Annotated in this window: 21 protein-coding genes; all 21 read left to right on the top strand. The window is 38.2% G+C overall.

The genetic code is table 11. From position 1 onward, the window contains the following. Nucleotide 1: 1 nt before the first annotated feature. The 21 genes from fliI (at nucleotide 2) to ACFFHF_RS05305 (ending at nucleotide 18,084) form a co-directional block, all read left to right on the top strand. Nucleotides 2-1,315 carry a flagellar protein export ATPase FliI gene (gene fliI / locus ACFFHF_RS05405; RefSeq protein WP_377057705.1) on the top strand — a complete coding sequence of 438 codons (1,314 nt, stop codon included), beginning with the start codon at nucleotides 2-4 and terminating at the stop codon, nucleotides 1,313-1,315. 2 nt (nucleotides 1,316-1,317) lie between these two features. Beyond that, nucleotides 1,318-1,761, top strand: a complete 444-nt coding sequence (fliJ, locus tag ACFFHF_RS05400; protein ID WP_160545599.1) for a flagellar export protein FliJ — start codon at nucleotides 1,318-1,320, stop codon at nucleotides 1,759-1,761. Between the two features lie 8 nt (nucleotides 1,762-1,769). Continuing rightward, complete coding sequence (locus ACFFHF_RS05395) at nucleotides 1,770-2,369, top strand: MotE family protein (RefSeq protein ID WP_160545598.1); 600 nt, start codon at nucleotides 1,770-1,772, stop codon at nucleotides 2,367-2,369. 38 nt (nucleotides 2,370-2,407) lie between these two features. Beyond that, the gene (locus tag ACFFHF_RS05390; RefSeq protein WP_160545597.1) at nucleotides 2,408-3,613 is read left to right on the top strand and encodes a flagellar hook-length control protein FliK; all 1,206 of its coding nucleotides are present in this window, start codon (nucleotides 2,408-2,410) and stop codon (nucleotides 3,611-3,613) included. 9 nt (nucleotides 3,614-3,622) lie between these two features. After that, on the top strand, nucleotides 3,623-4,255 hold the full coding sequence (flgD, locus tag ACFFHF_RS05385) for a flagellar hook assembly protein FlgD (protein ID WP_160545596.1): 633 nt from the start codon (nucleotides 3,623-3,625) through the stop codon (nucleotides 4,253-4,255). Nucleotides 4,256-4,268: 13 nt separating this feature from the next. Beyond that, nucleotides 4,269-4,652 (top strand): TIGR02530 family flagellar biosynthesis protein, encoded by a 384-nt coding sequence (locus ACFFHF_RS05380; protein ID WP_160545595.1) that lies wholly within the window; start codon nucleotides 4,269-4,271, stop codon nucleotides 4,650-4,652. Nucleotides 4,653-4,731: 79 nt separating this feature from the next. Beyond that, nucleotides 4,732-5,949, top strand: a complete 1,218-nt coding sequence (locus ACFFHF_RS05375) for a flagellar hook protein FlgE (protein WP_160545594.1) — start codon at nucleotides 4,732-4,734, stop codon at nucleotides 5,947-5,949. Between the two features lie 49 nt (nucleotides 5,950-5,998). Continuing rightward, on the top strand, nucleotides 5,999-6,223 hold the full coding sequence (locus ACFFHF_RS05370) for a flagellar FlbD family protein (RefSeq protein ID WP_377057683.1): 225 nt from the start codon (nucleotides 5,999-6,001) through the stop codon (nucleotides 6,221-6,223). Next, nucleotides 6,210-6,638, top strand: coding sequence for a flagellar basal body-associated protein FliL (gene fliL, locus ACFFHF_RS05365; protein WP_160545592.1), 429 nt, complete (start codon nucleotides 6,210-6,212; stop codon nucleotides 6,636-6,638). The genes ACFFHF_RS05370 and fliL overlap by 14 nt, the downstream gene beginning before the upstream one ends. Before the next feature lie 39 nt (nucleotides 6,639-6,677). After that, the gene (gene fliM / locus ACFFHF_RS05360) at nucleotides 6,678-7,676 is read left to right on the top strand and encodes a flagellar motor switch protein FliM (protein ID WP_160545591.1); all 999 of its coding nucleotides are present in this window, start codon (nucleotides 6,678-6,680) and stop codon (nucleotides 7,674-7,676) included. Next, on the top strand, nucleotides 7,666-8,952 hold the full coding sequence (fliY, locus tag ACFFHF_RS05355; protein ID WP_160545720.1) for a flagellar motor switch phosphatase FliY: 1,287 nt from the start codon (nucleotides 7,666-7,668) through the stop codon (nucleotides 8,950-8,952). Before fliM ends, fliY begins: the two co-directional genes overlap by 11 nt. Before the next feature lie 20 nt (nucleotides 8,953-8,972). Further along, nucleotides 8,973-9,335: a chemotaxis protein CheY gene (cheY, locus tag ACFFHF_RS05350; protein ID WP_160545590.1), complete on the top strand. Its 363-nt coding sequence runs from the start codon at nucleotides 8,973-8,975 to the stop codon at nucleotides 9,333-9,335. A gap of 25 nt (nucleotides 9,336-9,360) precedes the next feature. Further along, nucleotides 9,361-10,038, top strand: coding sequence for a flagellar biosynthetic protein FliO (locus tag ACFFHF_RS05345; protein ID WP_160545589.1), 678 nt, complete (start codon nucleotides 9,361-9,363; stop codon nucleotides 10,036-10,038). Further along, nucleotides 10,035-10,700, top strand: a complete 666-nt coding sequence (gene fliP, locus ACFFHF_RS05340; RefSeq protein ID WP_160545588.1) for a flagellar type III secretion system pore protein FliP — start codon at nucleotides 10,035-10,037, stop codon at nucleotides 10,698-10,700. The genes ACFFHF_RS05345 and fliP overlap by 4 nt, the downstream gene beginning before the upstream one ends. Nucleotides 10,701-10,713: 13 nt before the next feature. Next, the gene (fliQ, locus tag ACFFHF_RS05335; protein ID WP_160545587.1) at nucleotides 10,714-10,983 is read left to right on the top strand and encodes a flagellar biosynthesis protein FliQ; all 270 of its coding nucleotides are present in this window, start codon (nucleotides 10,714-10,716) and stop codon (nucleotides 10,981-10,983) included. Nucleotides 10,984-10,986: 3 nt separating this feature from the next. Then, entirely contained in the window at nucleotides 10,987-11,763 is a 777-nt protein-coding gene (fliR, locus tag ACFFHF_RS05330) for a flagellar biosynthetic protein FliR (protein ID WP_160545586.1), read from the top strand. A 1-nt stretch (nucleotide 11,764) separates the two neighbouring features. Beyond that, the gene (gene flhB / locus ACFFHF_RS05325; protein ID WP_160545585.1) at nucleotides 11,765-12,847 is read left to right on the top strand and encodes a flagellar biosynthesis protein FlhB; all 1,083 of its coding nucleotides are present in this window, start codon (nucleotides 11,765-11,767) and stop codon (nucleotides 12,845-12,847) included. Between the two features lie 33 nt (nucleotides 12,848-12,880). After that, on the top strand, nucleotides 12,881-14,917 hold the full coding sequence (flhA, locus tag ACFFHF_RS05320) for a flagellar biosynthesis protein FlhA (protein ID WP_160545584.1): 2,037 nt from the start codon (nucleotides 12,881-12,883) through the stop codon (nucleotides 14,915-14,917). After that, nucleotides 14,914-16,128 carry a flagellar biosynthesis GTPase FlhF gene (gene flhF / locus ACFFHF_RS05315; protein WP_377057682.1) on the top strand — a complete coding sequence of 405 codons (1,215 nt, stop codon included), beginning with the start codon at nucleotides 14,914-14,916 and terminating at the stop codon, nucleotides 16,126-16,128. The genes flhA and flhF overlap by 4 nt, the downstream gene beginning before the upstream one ends. 3 nt (nucleotides 16,129-16,131) lie before the next feature. Next, nucleotides 16,132-16,995, top strand: a complete 864-nt coding sequence (locus tag ACFFHF_RS05310; protein WP_160545583.1) for a MinD/ParA family protein — start codon at nucleotides 16,132-16,134, stop codon at nucleotides 16,993-16,995. A 9-nt stretch (nucleotides 16,996-17,004) separates the two neighbouring features. After that, nucleotides 17,005-18,084 (top strand): protein-glutamate methylesterase/protein-glutamine glutaminase, encoded by a 1,080-nt coding sequence (locus ACFFHF_RS05305; protein WP_160545582.1) that lies wholly within the window; start codon nucleotides 17,005-17,007, stop codon nucleotides 18,082-18,084. Nucleotides 18,085-18,092 lie beyond the last annotated feature (8 nt).

The raw sequence follows: 18,092 nt of genomic DNA, 5'->3' as shown, positions 1-18,092 counted from the left end.
AGTGCTAGCTGCCGATTTGTTGGGACAAATTGATCAGGTGAAAACGTTTAAGCGCTATGGAAGAGTGAAGCGTGTCGTGGGTCTAATGATTGAATCGCAAGGTCCAGAAAGCTCAATTGGTGATGTTTGTTACATTCATATCGGCAAAAACAACCGAAAAATTCAAGCTGAGGTGGTTGGATTTAAGGATGAAAATATACTGCTTATGCCGTATACAAGCTTAAATGAAATCTCGCCAGGCTGTTTGGTAGAGGCAACATTGAAGCCTTTAGAGGTGAAGATAGGTCCAGCTTTAATCGGTAGCGTGCTAGATTCTTTAGGGCAACCTCTTGATGGCAGTCAGCTTCCAAAAGGACTTGGATCGGTTGGAACAGACCAGGATCCACCGAATCCAATGACACGACCACCGATATCTGAACCTGTAGAAGTCGGGGTTCGACTAATCGATAGTCTTCTCACAGTCGGTATGGGTCAGCGTGTAGGGATTTTTGCCGGAAGTGGTGTAGGTAAAAGTACACTGCTTGGAATGATTGCTCGTAATACAAATGCTGATTTGAATGTGATCGCATTAATTGGTGAACGTGGACGTGAGGTTCGAGAGTTTATCGAGAAGGATTTAGGACCAGAGGGTTTAGCGAGGTCAATCGTTGTTGTAGCAACTTCCGATCAGCCAGCACTAATGAGAATAAAGGGTGCTTTTACAGCAACCGCGATAGCGGAGTATTTTCGTGATCGAGGATTAAATGTCATGATGATGATGGACTCTGTGACAAGGGTTGCGATGGCCCAGCGCGAAGTTGGGTTGGCCATTGGGGAGCCACCGACAACAAAAGGATATACACCTTCTGTATTTGCAATCCTACCTAGATTGTTAGAAAGAACAGGAACGAATGAACATGGATCAATTACTGCTTTTTATACGGTTCTAGTTGATGGAGATGACATGAACGAACCGATCGCCGATACCGTTCGTGGGATATTGGACGGACACTTTGTTCTTGATCGATCATTAGCTAATAAGGGTCAGTATCCGGCTGTTAATGTGTTGAAAAGCGTGAGTAGAATTATGAACAATATCGTACCTGAAGCCCATAAAAAATCTGCTGAAAAACTGAGAGAGCTGTTAAGTACTTATATCAATTCTGAGGATTTGATAAATATCGGGGCATATAAACGTGGATCTTCTAAAGAAATAGATGATGCCATTGCTTCGTATCCTAAGATTATTTCGTTTATTAAGCAAGCAACTGATGAAAAGGTATCCTATGAAGAAGGTGTCCAATCGTTATATGAATTACTTGGAAGAAGTGACTAATAATGAGATATGAGTTCAAGTTTCATAAAATCCTCGCTGTAAAAGAACGTGAAAAAGACGAAGCCGTTTCTATCTACCAAGATTCAGTTCGAAAATTTGAAGAAGTGGCAGAAAAGCTTTATGAACTGTTAAAAAGGAAAGAGGATCTTGAAGTATATCAGTCCGAACGCCTACATGGGGGACTATCTATTCAAGAAATTCGTCATCACCAACAGTTCATTAGTAATATCGAAAAGATGATTGAACATTATCAAAAGATGGTTATCAACGCCAGAAACAGAATGCTTCTATTTCAGGAGAAATTGTTAGAAAAAAATATAGAAGTAAAAAAATATGAAAAAATCCGAGAAAAGGATTACATGAAATTTACCGAGGATTTAAAAGTATTCGAAGGTAAACAGATGGACGATATCTCGATACAAATGTACATGAATCGAGAAGGTTAGGTGATTGAATGGCAAAGGAAATTGAAGAAATAGAAGAAAAGAAATCAAATAAATTTCAAATGTTTATTTTTGTCTTTCTTATTCCCTTCTTGTTTTTAGTTACAGTTGCGTTAGTTGTTTTAAGCTTTGCTGGGGTAAACGTATTTGAAAAGTCCAAAGAGCTTAGTGCACAGATTCCATTTGTTTCCTCGCTAATTTCAGAAGAAGGAACACAAACGGAAGAAGAGTGGGAAAAGAGCATAATCGCATTAGAAGGTGAGATTAAGGATCGAGAGGCCAAGATTGAAAAGTTGGAATCCGAAATCGAAAGCAAAGATACTCAAGTAGAGCGATCAAATCTAGAAAAAGAACAATTGCAGCAGCAAATTGATGAACTCTTGGCCATTCAAGAAGAAAACAAGCGTGCGTTTAAAGATATTATTAAAACGTATGAATCGATGTCGGCAAAAAAGGCGGCGCCAATTATTACAGCCATGAGTGAACAAGAAGCACTAAAAATACTCACAACGATTAAATCAGATCAACTCGCTGCGATTATGGAAAATATGACAGCCGAGAACGCTGCAAAATATACAGAGCTTCTAACCGCTGAAAGCAACGAAGAGTAACCGTTTTATTTCATAAAAAAGGAGGTGATACTGAAAAAATGCAAATCGAGAGCCTAGGATTCACTCAAAAGCTTGCTTCACAGTTGAACAAGGCTTCCGCAAGCCAGGAGAAATCATCCTTTTCAAATCTTCTCCAATCAGCTACGGCTCCTGTAGAAGATACAACAACTGATACCGCGAATGTGAAATTAACTGCTACAGACATTAAAGAACTTGTATCTTTATTATCTAAAGATGATCTTTTAGAAGTGGAAGATGGATTGCAGTTACTAGATCAATTGATATCGAATAGTAACGAAGATTTATTTACGATGATTGAGAATTACTTAGGAATCAGTCATATCCAATTTCAAAATCTATTATCAAACCTCATGGACAAGCTTCAAGTTGAAGGTGAAGAAGGTCAAAGTGACTTAGCCAAGCTGCTTCAGGTCATAGAAAAAATGGGGGATTTAACAGCGAGCCAGTTGGGTAGCGTACTAGATAAAGACTCATTAAAACTAATAAGGGCAACAAAGCTTTATGAACTAATGGCGAAAAATCAAGACTCATTAAATGGAGAATCTAATAAACTTGATTTTAAGTCATTAAGTGCAAAATTAACAATCATCCTTGAGGGAAACATGTTTAAAAGTGAGCAAACTGCTTCGAGACTAGCCTTTTTAAAACAAACTTTCTCGAGTATTATGACAAGTTCCTCTTCAAGAGAAGAATTAACGAGTACGTCTTCATCAAAATCAGATATGATTTCTGGTTCTGTTCAATTTATGCAGATGTCAAGACCCGAACAATTGACGCTAAATGTTTCAAATGGTTCAAAGCAAGTTCAAACGGAACAATTAATAAAGCAGTTTGAAAATATTTTAGCTAGAAGTCAATTTACAAATGTGAATGGCGTCCAAAGATTGTTTCTACAGCTAAATCCAGGACATTTAGGATCGCTACGCATTGAGATTATTCAACAGGATTCTGTCATGGTTGCGAAAATTGTCACATCAACGCAGGCGGCAAAGGATGCAATTGAAGGTCAACTTAACCATTTGAAGCAAGCCTTTAATTCACAAAACATTCAGGTTGAACGCGTCGAGATTTCTCAACAAACAACAGGTCAAGAGCGTTTCTTAAACCGGGAGGGTGAACAACAACAAGCAAGGCAAGAACAAGCTGAACAAAAGGAAGAACAAACATCTGATCAAGATTTTATCTCATCCTTTGAAGAAGCACTCTTAAATACGGAAGTGTAGGTGAAACAAATGGGAAACACAATTAATTCATCTCTTTTACTATCAAACTATCAAACTACTCAACGTAGTACTGGTTCAGATACATTAGGTAAAGATGATTTCTTAAAAATCTTAATGACACAGTTGCAAAATCAAGACCCTTTAAACCCAATGCAAGATAAAGACTTTATTGCGCAAATGGCTACCTTTACAAGCCTTGAACAAATGACGAATATGAATAAGTCCATTACATCATTAGTCAGTGCTCAAGAACAAAACCAATTAATTTCATACAGCCAGTTCATCGGGAAAGAAGTTAGTTGGCATAAGCTAACGGAATCAGATGATGGAAGTTCTGAAATTGAACAAGGTACAGGAAAAATTGTATCTTTGAAATTTACAGATGGAGTAGCGACCTTCTTGTTAGAGGACGGAACAAGTTTAACATCTGGGAACATCTCGCAAATCAATGACACCAAAGGCGACACCATGCTTTTACAAGCCAGTATGATGATTGGAAAAACGGTCACTTATTCTTCTGAAAACAATGAAGTAAAACAAGCCAAGGTAACATCCGTTTCCTTTAAAGATGGGAAATCATTATTTCAGTTAGAAAATGGAGAGAGTGTGTCAAGCACAAGCATTACAAAAATAGAAGCGTAAAGGAATGGTTTGAATGGACAAGTCTATGTTTAGACCGATTCATTCGCAGCCGATTAGTAACCATCAACTAAGATCGGTTACATCTAAACCTACGAGCACGGACTCTTTCTCTCAGCATTTACAGAAAGCATTACAACCAGAAAAACTAACATTAAGTAAACATGCAAAAGAGCGAATGTCCCAAAGGGGTATTCAAATCGATGAGGCCAAGTGGGGCCAAATTCAAGAGAAAGTAAATGAAGCGAAGAAAATGGGTGTTAAAGATTCGCTCGTATTGTTACAGGATGCAGCCCTTATTGTCAGTGCAAAAAATAATACAGTGATAACGGCTATGGATCGGCAGGAAGCTACTGCACAAATTTTTACAAATATTAATGGAACGATCATTTTAGAATAATTGTTTTGGCTGGACCAACTGGAGGCCAACAAGCTACGGACCGATAGAAGTAGCTTACTATGAAAGGGGAAATGAAATCATGCTACGTTCAATGTACTCAGGTATTAGTGGAATGAAAAACTTCCAAACTAAATTAGATGTTATTGGTAACAATATTGCAAACGTAAATACGTATGGCTTCAAAAAAGGTCGTGTAACATTTAAAGACACAATGAACCAAATGGTGTCAGGGGCAAGTGCATCACAAGATAACCGAGGAGGGAAAAACCCTACACAGGTTGGTCTTGGTTCTACATTAGCAACCATTGATACCATTCATACACAATCAAGTTTGCAAACAACGGGTCGCTCACTTGACTTAGCGATCTCAGGTGATGGTTACTTTATGGTTAAACAAGGAGATGCACAGTTCTATACAAGAGCAGGTAACTTCTACTTAGATGATAATGGTTCTTTAGTAAACGGCGATGGGTACAAAGTACAGGCCTTTACACTAAATGAAGACGGAACTACAAGTAATCAGTTTGGTGATGTAGCAGTTAACGTAAATGCGGTATTACCACCGGTTACTACTGATAAAATTTCAATTTCAGGTAATTTAGCAAGCAATTCTGTAAACAATGGAACACCGTTTACTCAACAGGTTCAAGTAATTGATAACACAGGACAAGCACATAGAATAGATGTTCATTTTGCGAAAACTGGGGACAATCAATGGGGAGTTTATGTAAATAAACCTGTGAAAAAAGAAGATGGAACCACTGATACTCCAACAACAACAATCACTTATAATACTGAAACTAAAAAATTCGGACCTACAACGTTCTCAACACCAATAAATATTGAAGGTATCGATCCTATAGCTGTAGAACTTGACTTTAACCAGCTAACTCAAGAGGCAGGAAGCACAAGTGCACTAGTTAATCCTAACGGAAACACAGAAGGAGCTCTAGAGAGCTTTAACATCGGTTCTTCTGGTGAAATCAATGGAGTATATTCAAACGGTTTAGTAAGAACTCTTGGTGTACTAGCTCTAGCTAAATTCAGCAACTCATCAGGTTTGACAAAGGCTGGAGGAAACCTTTTCCAAGAGTCCATTAACTCTGGTGTGGCAAATATTAATGTAGCAGGTGAAGGTAGAGGTTCAATCGCAGCTGGTACATTAGAAATGTCAAACGTTGACTTATCTGAAGAATTTACTGAAATGATCTCTGCACAAAGAGGATTCCAAGCAAATACACGTATTATTACAACATCAGATGAAATCTTACAAGAGCTTGTAAACTTAAAACGATAAGCTAAGGGAGGGATAGGGTTGAGCCAAACACTCAACCCTAATAATAGCCGTGATTAAAGTAACCCGTCTAAATGGCAAGTCATTCATGTTAAATGCTGTTTATATTGAAACAATCGAGTCTTTTCCCGATACGACCATCACGCTTTCAAATGGGCGGAAATATGTCGTAAAAGAGGCAGAGGATCTAGTTTATGAAGCAATACAGAAGTTTTATCAATCTGTCAACCTTTTAGGACGGCTTCAGGTGGAGGATAAAGAAAATGAAGAAAAATAAGCTAGTCATGATTATGGCAATCTTGCTAGTCGCAATAACACTGGTTGGTGCCATAGCGGTTGTAGTGATTCTTAAGGTTACTGGGGAAGATAAAGAAAAGGAATTAACCATTGATGAAGTGCTAGAAGCATCAGTAGATATTCCACAAATGACAGCAAACCTTGCTAGTAATGACTTTATTCGTATCTCATTCAAAATTCAAACTGATAGTGTAAAAGCAAAAGAAGAATTAGAAAAAAGAGATTTCCAGGTGAAAAACATCATCATTTTAGAGTTATCTGAAAAAACTGCTGAGGATTTAAAAGGAAAAGAAGGTCAGCAAAAGCTAGAGAATGACTTAAAAACGAAGATTTCTGAGATCATGCAAGAAGGAAAAGTAGAGCATGTGTATATTACAGAATCACTCCTCCAGTAAGATAGCAACCTTAGAGAGGAAGAACGGAGGTGAGGACATTTGTCAGGTGAAGTACTCTCACAGAGTGAAATAGATGCTCTCTTATCGGCAATCTCAACTGGAGAAATGGATGCGGATGAGTTAAAAAAGGAGCAATCTGAGAAGAAAGTTCGTGTGTATGATTTTAAAAGGGCACTAAGATTCTCGAAGGATCAAATCCGTAGTTTAACGCGAATACACGAGAATTTTGCTCGATTGTTGACCACGTATTTCTCAGCTCAATTACGTACGTATGTACAAATATCTGTTGCATCAGCAGATCAAATTCCTTATGAGGAGTTCATTCGCTCCATTCCGAAAATGACAATTTTAAACGTTTTCGAGGTTCCGCCACTTGAAGGAAGAATCCTAATGGAAGTGAATCCAAATATTGCCTATGCGATGCTAGACCGCCTTATGGGTGGAAGAGGCTCCAGTATCAATAAAGTAGAGAATTTAACAGAAATCGAGACAAAGATCATGTCCAATACGTTTGAAAAATCCTTTGAAAACTTACAGGAAGCTTGGTCAACGATTTCAGAAATCGATCCTTATTTAGCTGCGTTTGAGGTGAATCCTCAATTTCTGCAAATGGTATCTCCAAATGAGACGGTTGTCGTAATCTCTCTTAATACCGTGATTGGGGAAACAACTGGAATGATTAATATTTGTATTCCACATGTTGTTTTAGAACCAATCATTCCAAAGCTTTCTGTTCACTATTGGATGCAAACAGAAAAGAAGGAAAGAGAACCACAAGAGATTGCTCAATTAGAAAAAAGAATTCAAACAGCTACCGTGCCTATTTCGGCCGAGCTTGGACATTCGGAAATTTCCATTCAAGATTTCCTTATGCTAGATATAGGTGATGTGATTGAGTTGAATCAGGCAATTGATGGAGCTTTAACGATAAAAGTTGGAGATATACCTAAATTCTTAGCTCAACCAGGAAAGGTAAATAAAAAGCTTGCAGTGCAAGTATTAGAGACATTGAAGGGAGGAGACGATGATGGTGAGTGATGGCATGCTTTCACAAGATGAAATAGATGCTCTTCTAAGAGGAACAGATGAACCTGATAATGACATGGCAACAGAAGAAGCCATTAATGTGGAAGATTATCTTTCTTCGATGGAACAAGATGCTCTTGGGGAGATTGGTAATATTTCATTTGGTAGTTCAGCAACAGCACTATCAACTCTTCTAAATCAAAAAGTAGATATTACCACACCTACTGTAGTTGTCATACCAAAGAATAGACTAGCAGAGGAATTTCCACAACCATATGTTGCGATACAAGTGAGTTATACGGAAGGATTTTCAGGAACCAATCTGTTAGTTATCCAGCAGTCTGATGCAGCAATCATAGCTGATTTAATGTTAGGCGGGGATGGGATACAACCAGCCGACCTAATGGGAGAAATCCAATTAAGTGCAGTGCAAGAAGCAATGAATCAAATGATGGGCTCTTCAGCCACTTCGATGTCGACCATTTTTAGTAAAAAGGTAGATATTTCACCGCCTTCGATTGACATGTTAAATGTACTTGTAGGGGAAGGGACAGACAGACTTCCAGTCGATGATATGTTAGTGAAAATTTCTTTCCGACTAAAAGTGGGTGAATTAATCGACTCTAGTATCATGCAATTGGTACCATTAGAGTTTGCAAAAGGACTAGTGGAAGAATTATTAAATCCAAGTCCCACAAATGAAAAGGAATCAGGTAAAATAGAGGATACGAGTGCTCATAGGGCTAATGACCTAGTGGAGCCTACACCAATTCCAAGTGCAGGGCAGCAACCTCCAATGCAAGGAGGCTATGGTGGACAAATGCAACCACCAACACAAACTCATCCGAACCAAGAGCAATGGGGCCAAGTACCGCCACCTGGCTACTACCAAGCCCCACCAACTCAAGTGTATCCACAAGGTCCACAGCATTTTGGTTCACCTTATGCGTCAATGGGTGCACAGCCAAATGTTCAACCAGCAAGTTTTTCAAGCTTTGAGCAATATCCGCCACTTCAGCAATCAGAGTCTAAAAACCTTGACATGCTGTTAGATATTCCTCTTCAGGTTACGGTTGAACTTGGTCGTACAAGACGGTCAGTTAAAGAAATTCTTGAGTTATCTTCAGGTTCAATTATTGAATTGGACAAACTAGCAGGAGAACCAGTGGATATTCTTGTTAATAATCGCCTAATTGCAAAAGGTGAGGTTGTTGTCATTGATGAAAACTTTGGTGTTCGCGTAACAGACATCATTAGTCAGAGTGATCGAATAAAAAAATTAAGATAATTTTTGGGGGTTAAATTTTCATGGCACATAAAATTCTAATTGTTGACGATGCTGCATTTATGCGAATGATGATAAAGGACATACTATCCAAGAATGGATATGAAGTTGTTGGAGAAGCGGCAGATGGGGCTCAAGCAGTTGAAAAATTCAAAGAGACAAGCCCGGACCTGGTGACAATGGATATCACGATGCCAGAAATGGATGGAATTACTGCATTAAAGGAAATTAAGAAAATTAATCCAAATGCTAAGGTCATTATGTGTTCTGCAATGGGTCAGCAAGCAATGGTTATTGATGCAATCCAAGCGGGAGCAAAGGACTTTATTGTAAAACCTTTCCAAGCGGATCGTGTAATTGAAGCAATCTCAAAAACACTTGGTTAATAATTTAAGTTAGAGGTGCAGCGCATTGCAAAAAGGAAAGTTATTCTTCAAAGTGTTGCTTCTAGTACTTATTGCTTTGTTGGGCTCCAATCAAGGAGCCTTCGCAGAGCAATTTAACAGTATTAAGGACTGCTTAGAGGACGAAAGCAAATGTAGTGAGGATCAATTGAAAGAAGTAGAAAATAATGAGGAAACTGCGACTGACAATAATGAAAATACACCAACAGTTGGTTTGACCTTTTGGGATTTCATTAAAATGATTTTTGCAACTATTTTTGTTATTGCATTATTGTATGCAGTATTAAAATTTATCAATAAAAGAAGTCGTTCCTTCTCTAGTAATCAACTTGTGGAGAACTTAGGTGGAACAGCACTAGGAACAAATCGCTCCATTCAAATTGTGAAAATAGGCAACCGTGTGTTAGTAGTTGGGGTAGGCGAAGATGTAAAGCTACTAAAAGAAATCGATGATGAGGATGAAGCGCGCCAAATCATTAATGATTATAACAATCGTATGGACCAGCTTGTTCAACCAAGCGATATTGTGACAAAGCTAATTGAAAGAACACGAAATATAAAGCAAGGTACTAGTAAGGAAGAAACCTCATTTTCCTCTACTTTAAAAGCTCAGCTTGAGGAACTCTCAAAAGGGAGGAAAAAGCTTTTTGATGAAATGGATAAGAAAGGGTCAGACAAGCGATGAATGAATTTATGGAGTTTTTTAACGGCAGCGATCCTGAAAATGTGTCTACCTCAGTAAGGCTACTGTTAATGCTTACCGTTCTTTCCTTGGCTCCTAGTATTTTGGTTCTAATGACTTCCTTTGTCCGAATTGTAATCGTTCTTTCCTTTGTCAGAACGGCGCTTGCTACTCAACAAATGCCGCCCAATCAAGTGTTAATTGGATTAGCTTTATTTTTAAGCTTTTTTATCATGGCGCCAACCTTTCAAGAAGTCAATGATCAAGCGTTAACACCGTTATTTAATGAAGAAATCAATCTTGAAGAAGCCTATTCAAGAGCTTCCTTGCCACTAAAAGAGTTCATGAGTGCACATACGAGGCAAAAGGATTTGGCTCTTTTTCTCGAATATTCAAAGGCTGAGCGACCAGAAACGGTGGCTGATATTCCTTTAACCACTCTTGTACCAGCGTTTGCAATTAGTGAGATAAAGACAGCTTTTCAAATAGGTTTTATGATTTTTATACCATTTCTAGTAATCGATATGATCGTTGCAAGTGTGTTAATGTCCATGGGTATGATGATGCTTCCACCGGTTATGATTTCTTTACCATTTAAAATATTGCTATTTGTTTTAGTAGACGGTTGGTACTTAGTGGTTAAATCACTACTAGATAGCTTCTAAGAAGGTGATTGGATTGACTCCAGATAGTGTAATTGCCATTGCTGAACAAGGGATTTGGATGGTCATACTGATTAGTGGCCCCTTGCTAGCATTGGCTTTAATAGTAGGGTTAATTGTAAGTATATTCCAAGCGACGACGCAAATTCAGGAACAAACGCTAGCTTTCGTTCCAAAAATTGTTGCAGTTTTGCTAGGATTAGTATTTTTTGGACCTTGGATGCTAAGTCATATGCTCTCCTATGCAAACGAAATCTTTACTAATTTAACAAGGTATGTGGGATAACCAATGGTAGATTTTCTTCCAACATTTCCAGCATTTTTATTAGTGTTTGTTCGGGTTACATCTTTTTTCTTATTAATGCCATTATTTTCTTATCGTTCAATTCCGACAACTCATAAGGTTGGACTTGGATTTTTCTTATCATGGATTATGATTTTTACATTTGATGCACCGGTTTTAGAAATAAACGGTGCTTACTTTTTATTGATAATAAAAGAAGCGATGATTGGTATTATGTTGGGTTTTATTGCTTATGTCATTATGGCGGCCATCCAAATAGCAGGCGGTTTTATTGATTTCCAAATGGGGTTAGCGATTGCAAATGTGATTGACCCTCAGACGGGAACGCAAAGTCCATTAATGGGACAATATTTATATACGATATCTTTGTTTTTTTTATTAGCATTAAATGGACATCATCTTTTACTAGATGGAATTTATTTTAGTTATCAATTTATTCCTTTGGAACAAGCTTGGATTCCACTAGGAGATGCAAGCATACCTAATTACATACTTTCATCTATTTCAAAAATGTTTGGTGTTGCCCTCCAATTATCAATACCGATTGTTGGAAGCCTATTTTTGGTTGATGTTGCCCTCGGAATTGTAGCAAGAACCGTACCCCAGCTAAATATTTTTGTGGTGGGTCTGCCTCTAAAATTAGGTGTTGGTTTTATTGTTCTTATTGCTGTAATGAGTATATTAATGGGTGCTGTTGCAACACTATTTGAAACGATGTTAACAACGATGAGAGGGTTAATGGAATTGATTGGGGGTCTGTAACTTGAAAACCCTACGTTTGGATTTACAGTTCTTTTCAGGGGAAAAAACAGAAAAAGCTACCCCAAAGAAACGGCAGGAATCACGGAAGAAAGGTCAGGTTGCAAAAAGTCAGGATGTGAATACAGCCGTCGTCTTACTGGCTGTTTTCTTGTTCCTTTTCTTTGCAGGTGGATATATAAAGGATATCATTTTTCGATTATTCCAACATTCATTCCAAGAATATATGAAACTGGAGATAACCGAGAGCAATATTCAAATGATGTTTCTTGAAATACTTAGTGAAATCGTTCTTATTTTAGCACCAATTATGGCAGTAGCTATGGTAGCAGGTGTCGCATCGAATTTTGCTCAGTTTGGATTTCTTTTCTCAACAGAAGCGATTCAACCTAAGCTTGAAAAGCTTGATCCGATAAAGGGAGCAAAGAATATCTTTTCAATGCGTGCAATTGTAGAGCTGCTAAAGTCCATGCTTAAAATTAGTTTTGTCGGTGGAGTCACCTTTGCTGTTTTATGGAATCGGAAAGAAGATATCATAATTCTGTCTCAAAAGTCTATAGGCGCTTCTATGATTACGTTAGCGGGGTTAACTGTACAAATGGGACTGATTGCTTCTGCAGCCCTTTTATTTCTTTCCATCCTGGATTATATGTATCAAAAATATGACTTCGAAAAAAAGATTCGAATGTCTAAACAAGATATAAAAGATGAGTATAAAAATATCGAAGGAAATCCCGAAATAAAAGGGAAAATCAAGCAAAAACAACGTGAAATGGCCATGCGAAGAATGATGCAGGATGTTCCAACAGCGGACGTTGTCATTACGAATCCAACTCATTATGCTATTTGCTTAAAATATGATGAAGCCAAGCAGGATGCTCCTTACGTAGTTGCCAAGGGCGTAGATTTTATGGCTCAAAAAATTAAGATGATCGCTAAAGAGCATGATGTCGTTATGATGGAAAATCGCCCGTTAGCTAGAGCGTTATACAGTCAAGCGGAAATTGGAGAAGCCATTCCAGAGGAGTTTTTTAAGGCAGTTGCAGAAATTCTAGCATTTGTTTATAAAACAAAGCAAAAGATATAAAGATATTATTGTATTACTTGAGGAGAGATAGTGATGTCTGGACGAGACTTATCGGTTGTAGTAGGCGTAATATTAATTGTCGCGATGCTCATTATTCCTTTCCCAACGTGGTTATTAAGCATTTTAATTATGCTGAATATTTCATTGGCTCTTCTTGTGCTGTTAAATAGTATGAATATGAAGGAACCTTTACAATTTTCGGTTTTCCCATCCTTGTTATTATTGTTAACCCTTTATAGGTTGGGGCTTAACGTATCAACAACAAGAGCAATCCTTACACATGGGGAAGCGGGTGGAGTGGTTGAAACATTTGGCCATTTCGTTGTAGGGGGAAATGTAATTGTTGGGATTGTTATTTTTATTATTCTTGTTATTATCCAATTCATTGTTATTACAAAAGGATCAGAGCGTGTATCTGAGGTTGCAGCGAGATTTACACTCGATGCGATGCCTGGTAAGCAAATGAGTATAGATGCAGACTTAAATGCAGGAATGATTTCTGAGCACGAAGCAAAGGAGCGTCGTGAGAAGGTTAGCAGGGAAGCTGATTTTTACGGAGCGATGGACGGAGCAAGTAAGTTTGTTAAGGGAGATGCCATTGCAGGGATCATTATTGTGATGATCAACTTGATTTTCGGGATTATTGTTGGTGTGACACAACTTGGTTTACCAATAGCTGAAGCTGCAAAACATTTTTCTTTGCTAACCGTAGGAGATGGTATTGTTAGTCAGTTGCCTGCATTATTAATTTCAACTGCGACAGGTATTGTTGTAACAAGAGCTGCCTCAGAGGGGAATTTAGGAACGGATATTACTGGACAATTAATGGCTTATCCAAAAATGCTATATATTACCGGTGGAACAATCTTCATACTTGGTCTATTTACGCCGATAGAAGATATATTAACCATTCCAATCGCAGGACTATTAGTATTAGGTGGGTACATGTTTTCTAGAGTTCCTAAGCAGGACATGACAGAGATTCAAGAAATGGAAGAAGAAATTCAGACAGATGAAATGAAGAAGCCAGAAAGTGTGGTCAGTCTTCTGAATGTAGATCCAATTGAATTTGAATTTGGTTACGGGTTAATCCCACTAGCTGATTCTAATCAGGGCGGAGATTTACTTGATCGGATTGTCATGATCCGTAGACAGCTTGCTATCGAATTAGGTCTTGTGATACCTGTTGTTCGAATCCGGGACAATATTCAGCTTCAACCCAATGAGTATCGTTTGAAAATTAAAGGGAGCGAAATGGCTAGAGGTGAGTTGTTATTGGATCATTACTTAGCGATGAGCCCTGGAATTGACGATGATAGTATCGAGGGAATTGATACAGTTGAACCTTCGTTTGGCTTACCAGCGAAATGGATTACTGAAGAAGTAAAAGAGCAAGCGGAAATTTTCGGATATACAGTCGTCGATCCGCCGTCTGTTGTATCGACTCATATTACTGAAGTCATAAAAAACAATGCACATGAGCTACTGGGTCGACAGGAAACAAAGCAGTTAATCGATCATTTAAAAGAAAGCTACCCGATTTTAGTAGAAGAGGTAACACCTAATCCTTTAACAGTAGGTGAAATCCAAAAAGTACTTGGGAAGCTTCTTCGTGAAAATGTATCTGTTAGAAACTTACCAATTATATTTGAAACACTTGCCGACTTTGGAAAGGTAACTATCGATACCGATTTGCTAACAGAATACGTTCGACAAGCACTAGCACGACAGATTACTAATCAATACCGTGCCGGTGGTCAAACGATTCGAGTGGTGACTGTTTCGGGGAAAATTGAAAAGTTGATTGTCGATAATATTCAACAAACGGAGCATGGGAACTACTTAGCACTTGACCCTTCTGTTTCACAATCTATTTTAGAGTCTCTGGCTACTCAAGTAGAACAGCTATCTATTATGGAACAATCGCCAATTGTGTTATGTTCACCAGCTGTAAGAATGTACGTTCGACAGTTAACAGAGCGATATTTTCCACAGATACCGATTCTCTCATACAATGAGCTTGAAGCGAATGTAGAAGTACAAAGCGTTGGGGTGGTGAATATAGATTGAAGGTAAAAAAATATACAGCTCCGACTATGCCTGAAGCAATGAAGCAGATTCGAGCGGAGCTTGGAAACGATGCAGTAATATTAAATTCTAAGATTGTCACAACAGGCGGATTCTTAGGGTTATTTAAAAAAGAAAATATTGAAGTGATTGCGGCCATAGATGAAGTGGTTCAAGCAGAAAGAAAAATGCAATTTGAACAGCCCAAGGTGAAGGTGAAGCCTATAGTGAAACCGATGCCTACAATGGAAAATAGAGAAGTGGTTCCACTTACGAGTAGGAATGTAGCACCGTCTATTCCCAACCCCCTACCTAAACAACAGACAAACGAAGGCAATAAAAAGCCTGATGTGGACATGCTTGCTGAAATTGCAGGTTTAAAAAAGATGTTACAAACAATCACAGAACAGCAAACGGATCTTCCGCTTCCTGAGCCCATACAAAATTGTGTTCAGCGCTTATTGGATCAGGAAGTTCCAAAGGACATAAGGGATGAACTCCTAACATCACTTCTACAAAAATGGTATTCAAATGGTTCGGGTGCAAACGAAAGAGAAGTAAAAAAGTGGTTGCGACAAGAATTATATGATCGTTTGAGCACTCTTTCATTTGGTAGAATTACCTTTACGAAAAAATATATAAACCTTGTGGGACCAACGGGTGTTGGTAAGACGACAACATTAGCCAAAATTGCTGCTGAATGTGCCCTGAAGTATAAAAAAAGGGTAGCGTTAATCACAACCGATACGTATCGAATTGCTGCCATTGATCAGTTGAAAACGTATGCGAAAATATTAAATGTTCCATTAGAGGTTTGCTACAGCTTGGAGGATTACAAACAAGCATGTGAAGCGTTTAAGGATTACGACATTATATTAATTGATACCGCAGGCAGAAACTTTAGAAATCAACAATATGTTGAGGACTTAAAAAAGGTTGTTGATTTTGAACATGATATGGAAACATTTCTTGTGTTAGCTTTAACAGCCAAACAAAAAGACATGATGGATATATACGAACAATTTTCATTAATAAAAATTAATAAATTTATTTTTACAAAAGCTGATGAAACATCTACATATGGTGCTATGCTCCATTTGATGAAAACTAGTCATATCGGTGTGGCCTATATTACAAACGGTCAAAATGTACCAGACGATATGATTTCAGCTAATCGTGAGCAAGTAACGAATTTGATACTTGGGGTCGAATAAGCCATGAAAGATCAAGCAGAAATGTTAAGACAAAGAATCCAACAAATGAGTGGGAAGCCATCTCCAAAAACACTTGCAGTCGTGAGTGGAAAGGGAGGGGTAGGGAAATCAAATTTCTCTTTAAATTTTTCTCTTTCTTTAGCAAGCCGAGGATACAAAGTTCTCCTATTTGATATGGATGTGGGTATGGGCAATATTGATATTCTAATTGGTCAGTCTGCATCATACTCAATCGTAGACTATTTTGAAGGGCGAAAAACACTGTCCGAAATTGTTTCTACAGGACCTCATGGATTGCATTATGTTGCCGGAGGAACAGGACTATCTCATTTTGTTAATATGGACAAGCCGGTTCACATGAAGTTTACAGAGGACTTGTCTCATCTATTTTCAGATTATGAATACATCCTTTTTGATATGGGGGCAGGTGCCACAAAAGAAACGGTGCCTTTTATCCTCTCGGTTGATGAAGTTCTAGTGGTTACAACACCAGAGCCAACATCAATTACAGATGCTTATGCAATGATGAAGCATATTCATTTGCATGATTCGGATCTGCCATTTTTGCTAATTGTCAATAGAGTACATTCTGATAAAGAAGGAATGGAAACATTTAAACGATTACGAACAGTAGTTAATCGTTTTTTAAACCGAGAAATTATTGAGTTCGGTATGATACCGGATGATCGCCAGGTTCATCAAGCGGTCACGAAACAGACGCCATTTATTTTTAACGAGAAAGCACCAGCTGCTAAAGCGTTACAACAAATGACGAGTCGTTTTGAGGAAAGACAATTTGAAGTAATTTCAGATAAACCTAAGACGCATTTTGTTTCGAAATTAAAGCGATTTTTGTTTGAAAGGTAGTGCTTGTTTATGAGCAAAATTAAAGTGCTTATTGTGGATGATTCGGCATTTATGAGAAAGCTCATTCAAGACTTTTTAACCGAGGATCCTAGAATGACTGTTGTTGGCTCAGCAAGAAATGGTGAGGACGCAATAAAAAAAGTGATAGAACTCGAGCCAGATGTAGTAACATTGGACGTTGAAATGCCGATATTAAATGGGATTGAGGCATTAAAACGAATCATGTCTGAGAAACCAACTCCAGTCGTTATGCTCTCGAGTACAACGAAACAGGGAGCCGAAAACACGATATTAGCGATTCAATATGGTGCCACTGATTTTATTACAAAGCCATCAGGTGCGATTTCTCTTGACTTGCATAAAGTGAAAGAAGAGTTGGTAGAAAAGGTAGTTTCTGCGAGTAAAGCCAATATAAAGCAGCTTGTGAAGCTGAACAGTCAGGAAAAAAACACTGTAAAAAAGCGTATGGATTATAGTAAAATAGAACCAAGTAAAAAGAATCAATTCAATGCTTTATCTGGAAAAAAACTAGTGTGTATAGGTACATCTACGGGTGGACCGCGTGCGCTTCAACAAGTAATTACTAAGCTACCAAAGACGATTGATGCCCCTGTTTTAGTAGTACAGCATATGCCAGCAGGATTTACGAAAAGTCTCGCTGTAAGATTAGACTCGCTCTCCGAGGTTCATGTCAAAGAAGCTGAAGAAGGAGACATCATTCAAAAAGGAACAGTCTATATTGCACCAGGTGGTCTTCACCTGAAACTAAAATGGGTAGGAGCTAATTTAGCGATCCAATTAGATCAATCTCCACCAAGAAACGGTCATCGTCCCGCTGTAGATGTGATGTTTGAATCCTGTAGTGAGTTATCTGCCTATGCAAAGATCTCCGTCATCATGACTGGGATGGGGTCGGATGGTACAAAAGGGCTTATAAAGCTAAAAGAGTTAGGGAATGTAGTGGCTATCGCGGAATCAGAGGAAACATCCATCGTTTTTGGAATGCCGAAAGCAGCTATTGCAACAAAGCTAGTGGATGAAGTTAAAAACGTTGATAATATTGCAGAAACAATAATGAAATATGTATAACTCCAAGG

This window comes from Robertmurraya beringensis (assembly GCF_042433785.1).
Lineage (GTDB): Bacteria > Bacillota > Bacilli > Bacillales > Cytobacillaceae > Robertmurraya_A > Robertmurraya_A beringensis.
This window is presented reverse-complemented; position numbering and strand designations above follow the sequence as displayed.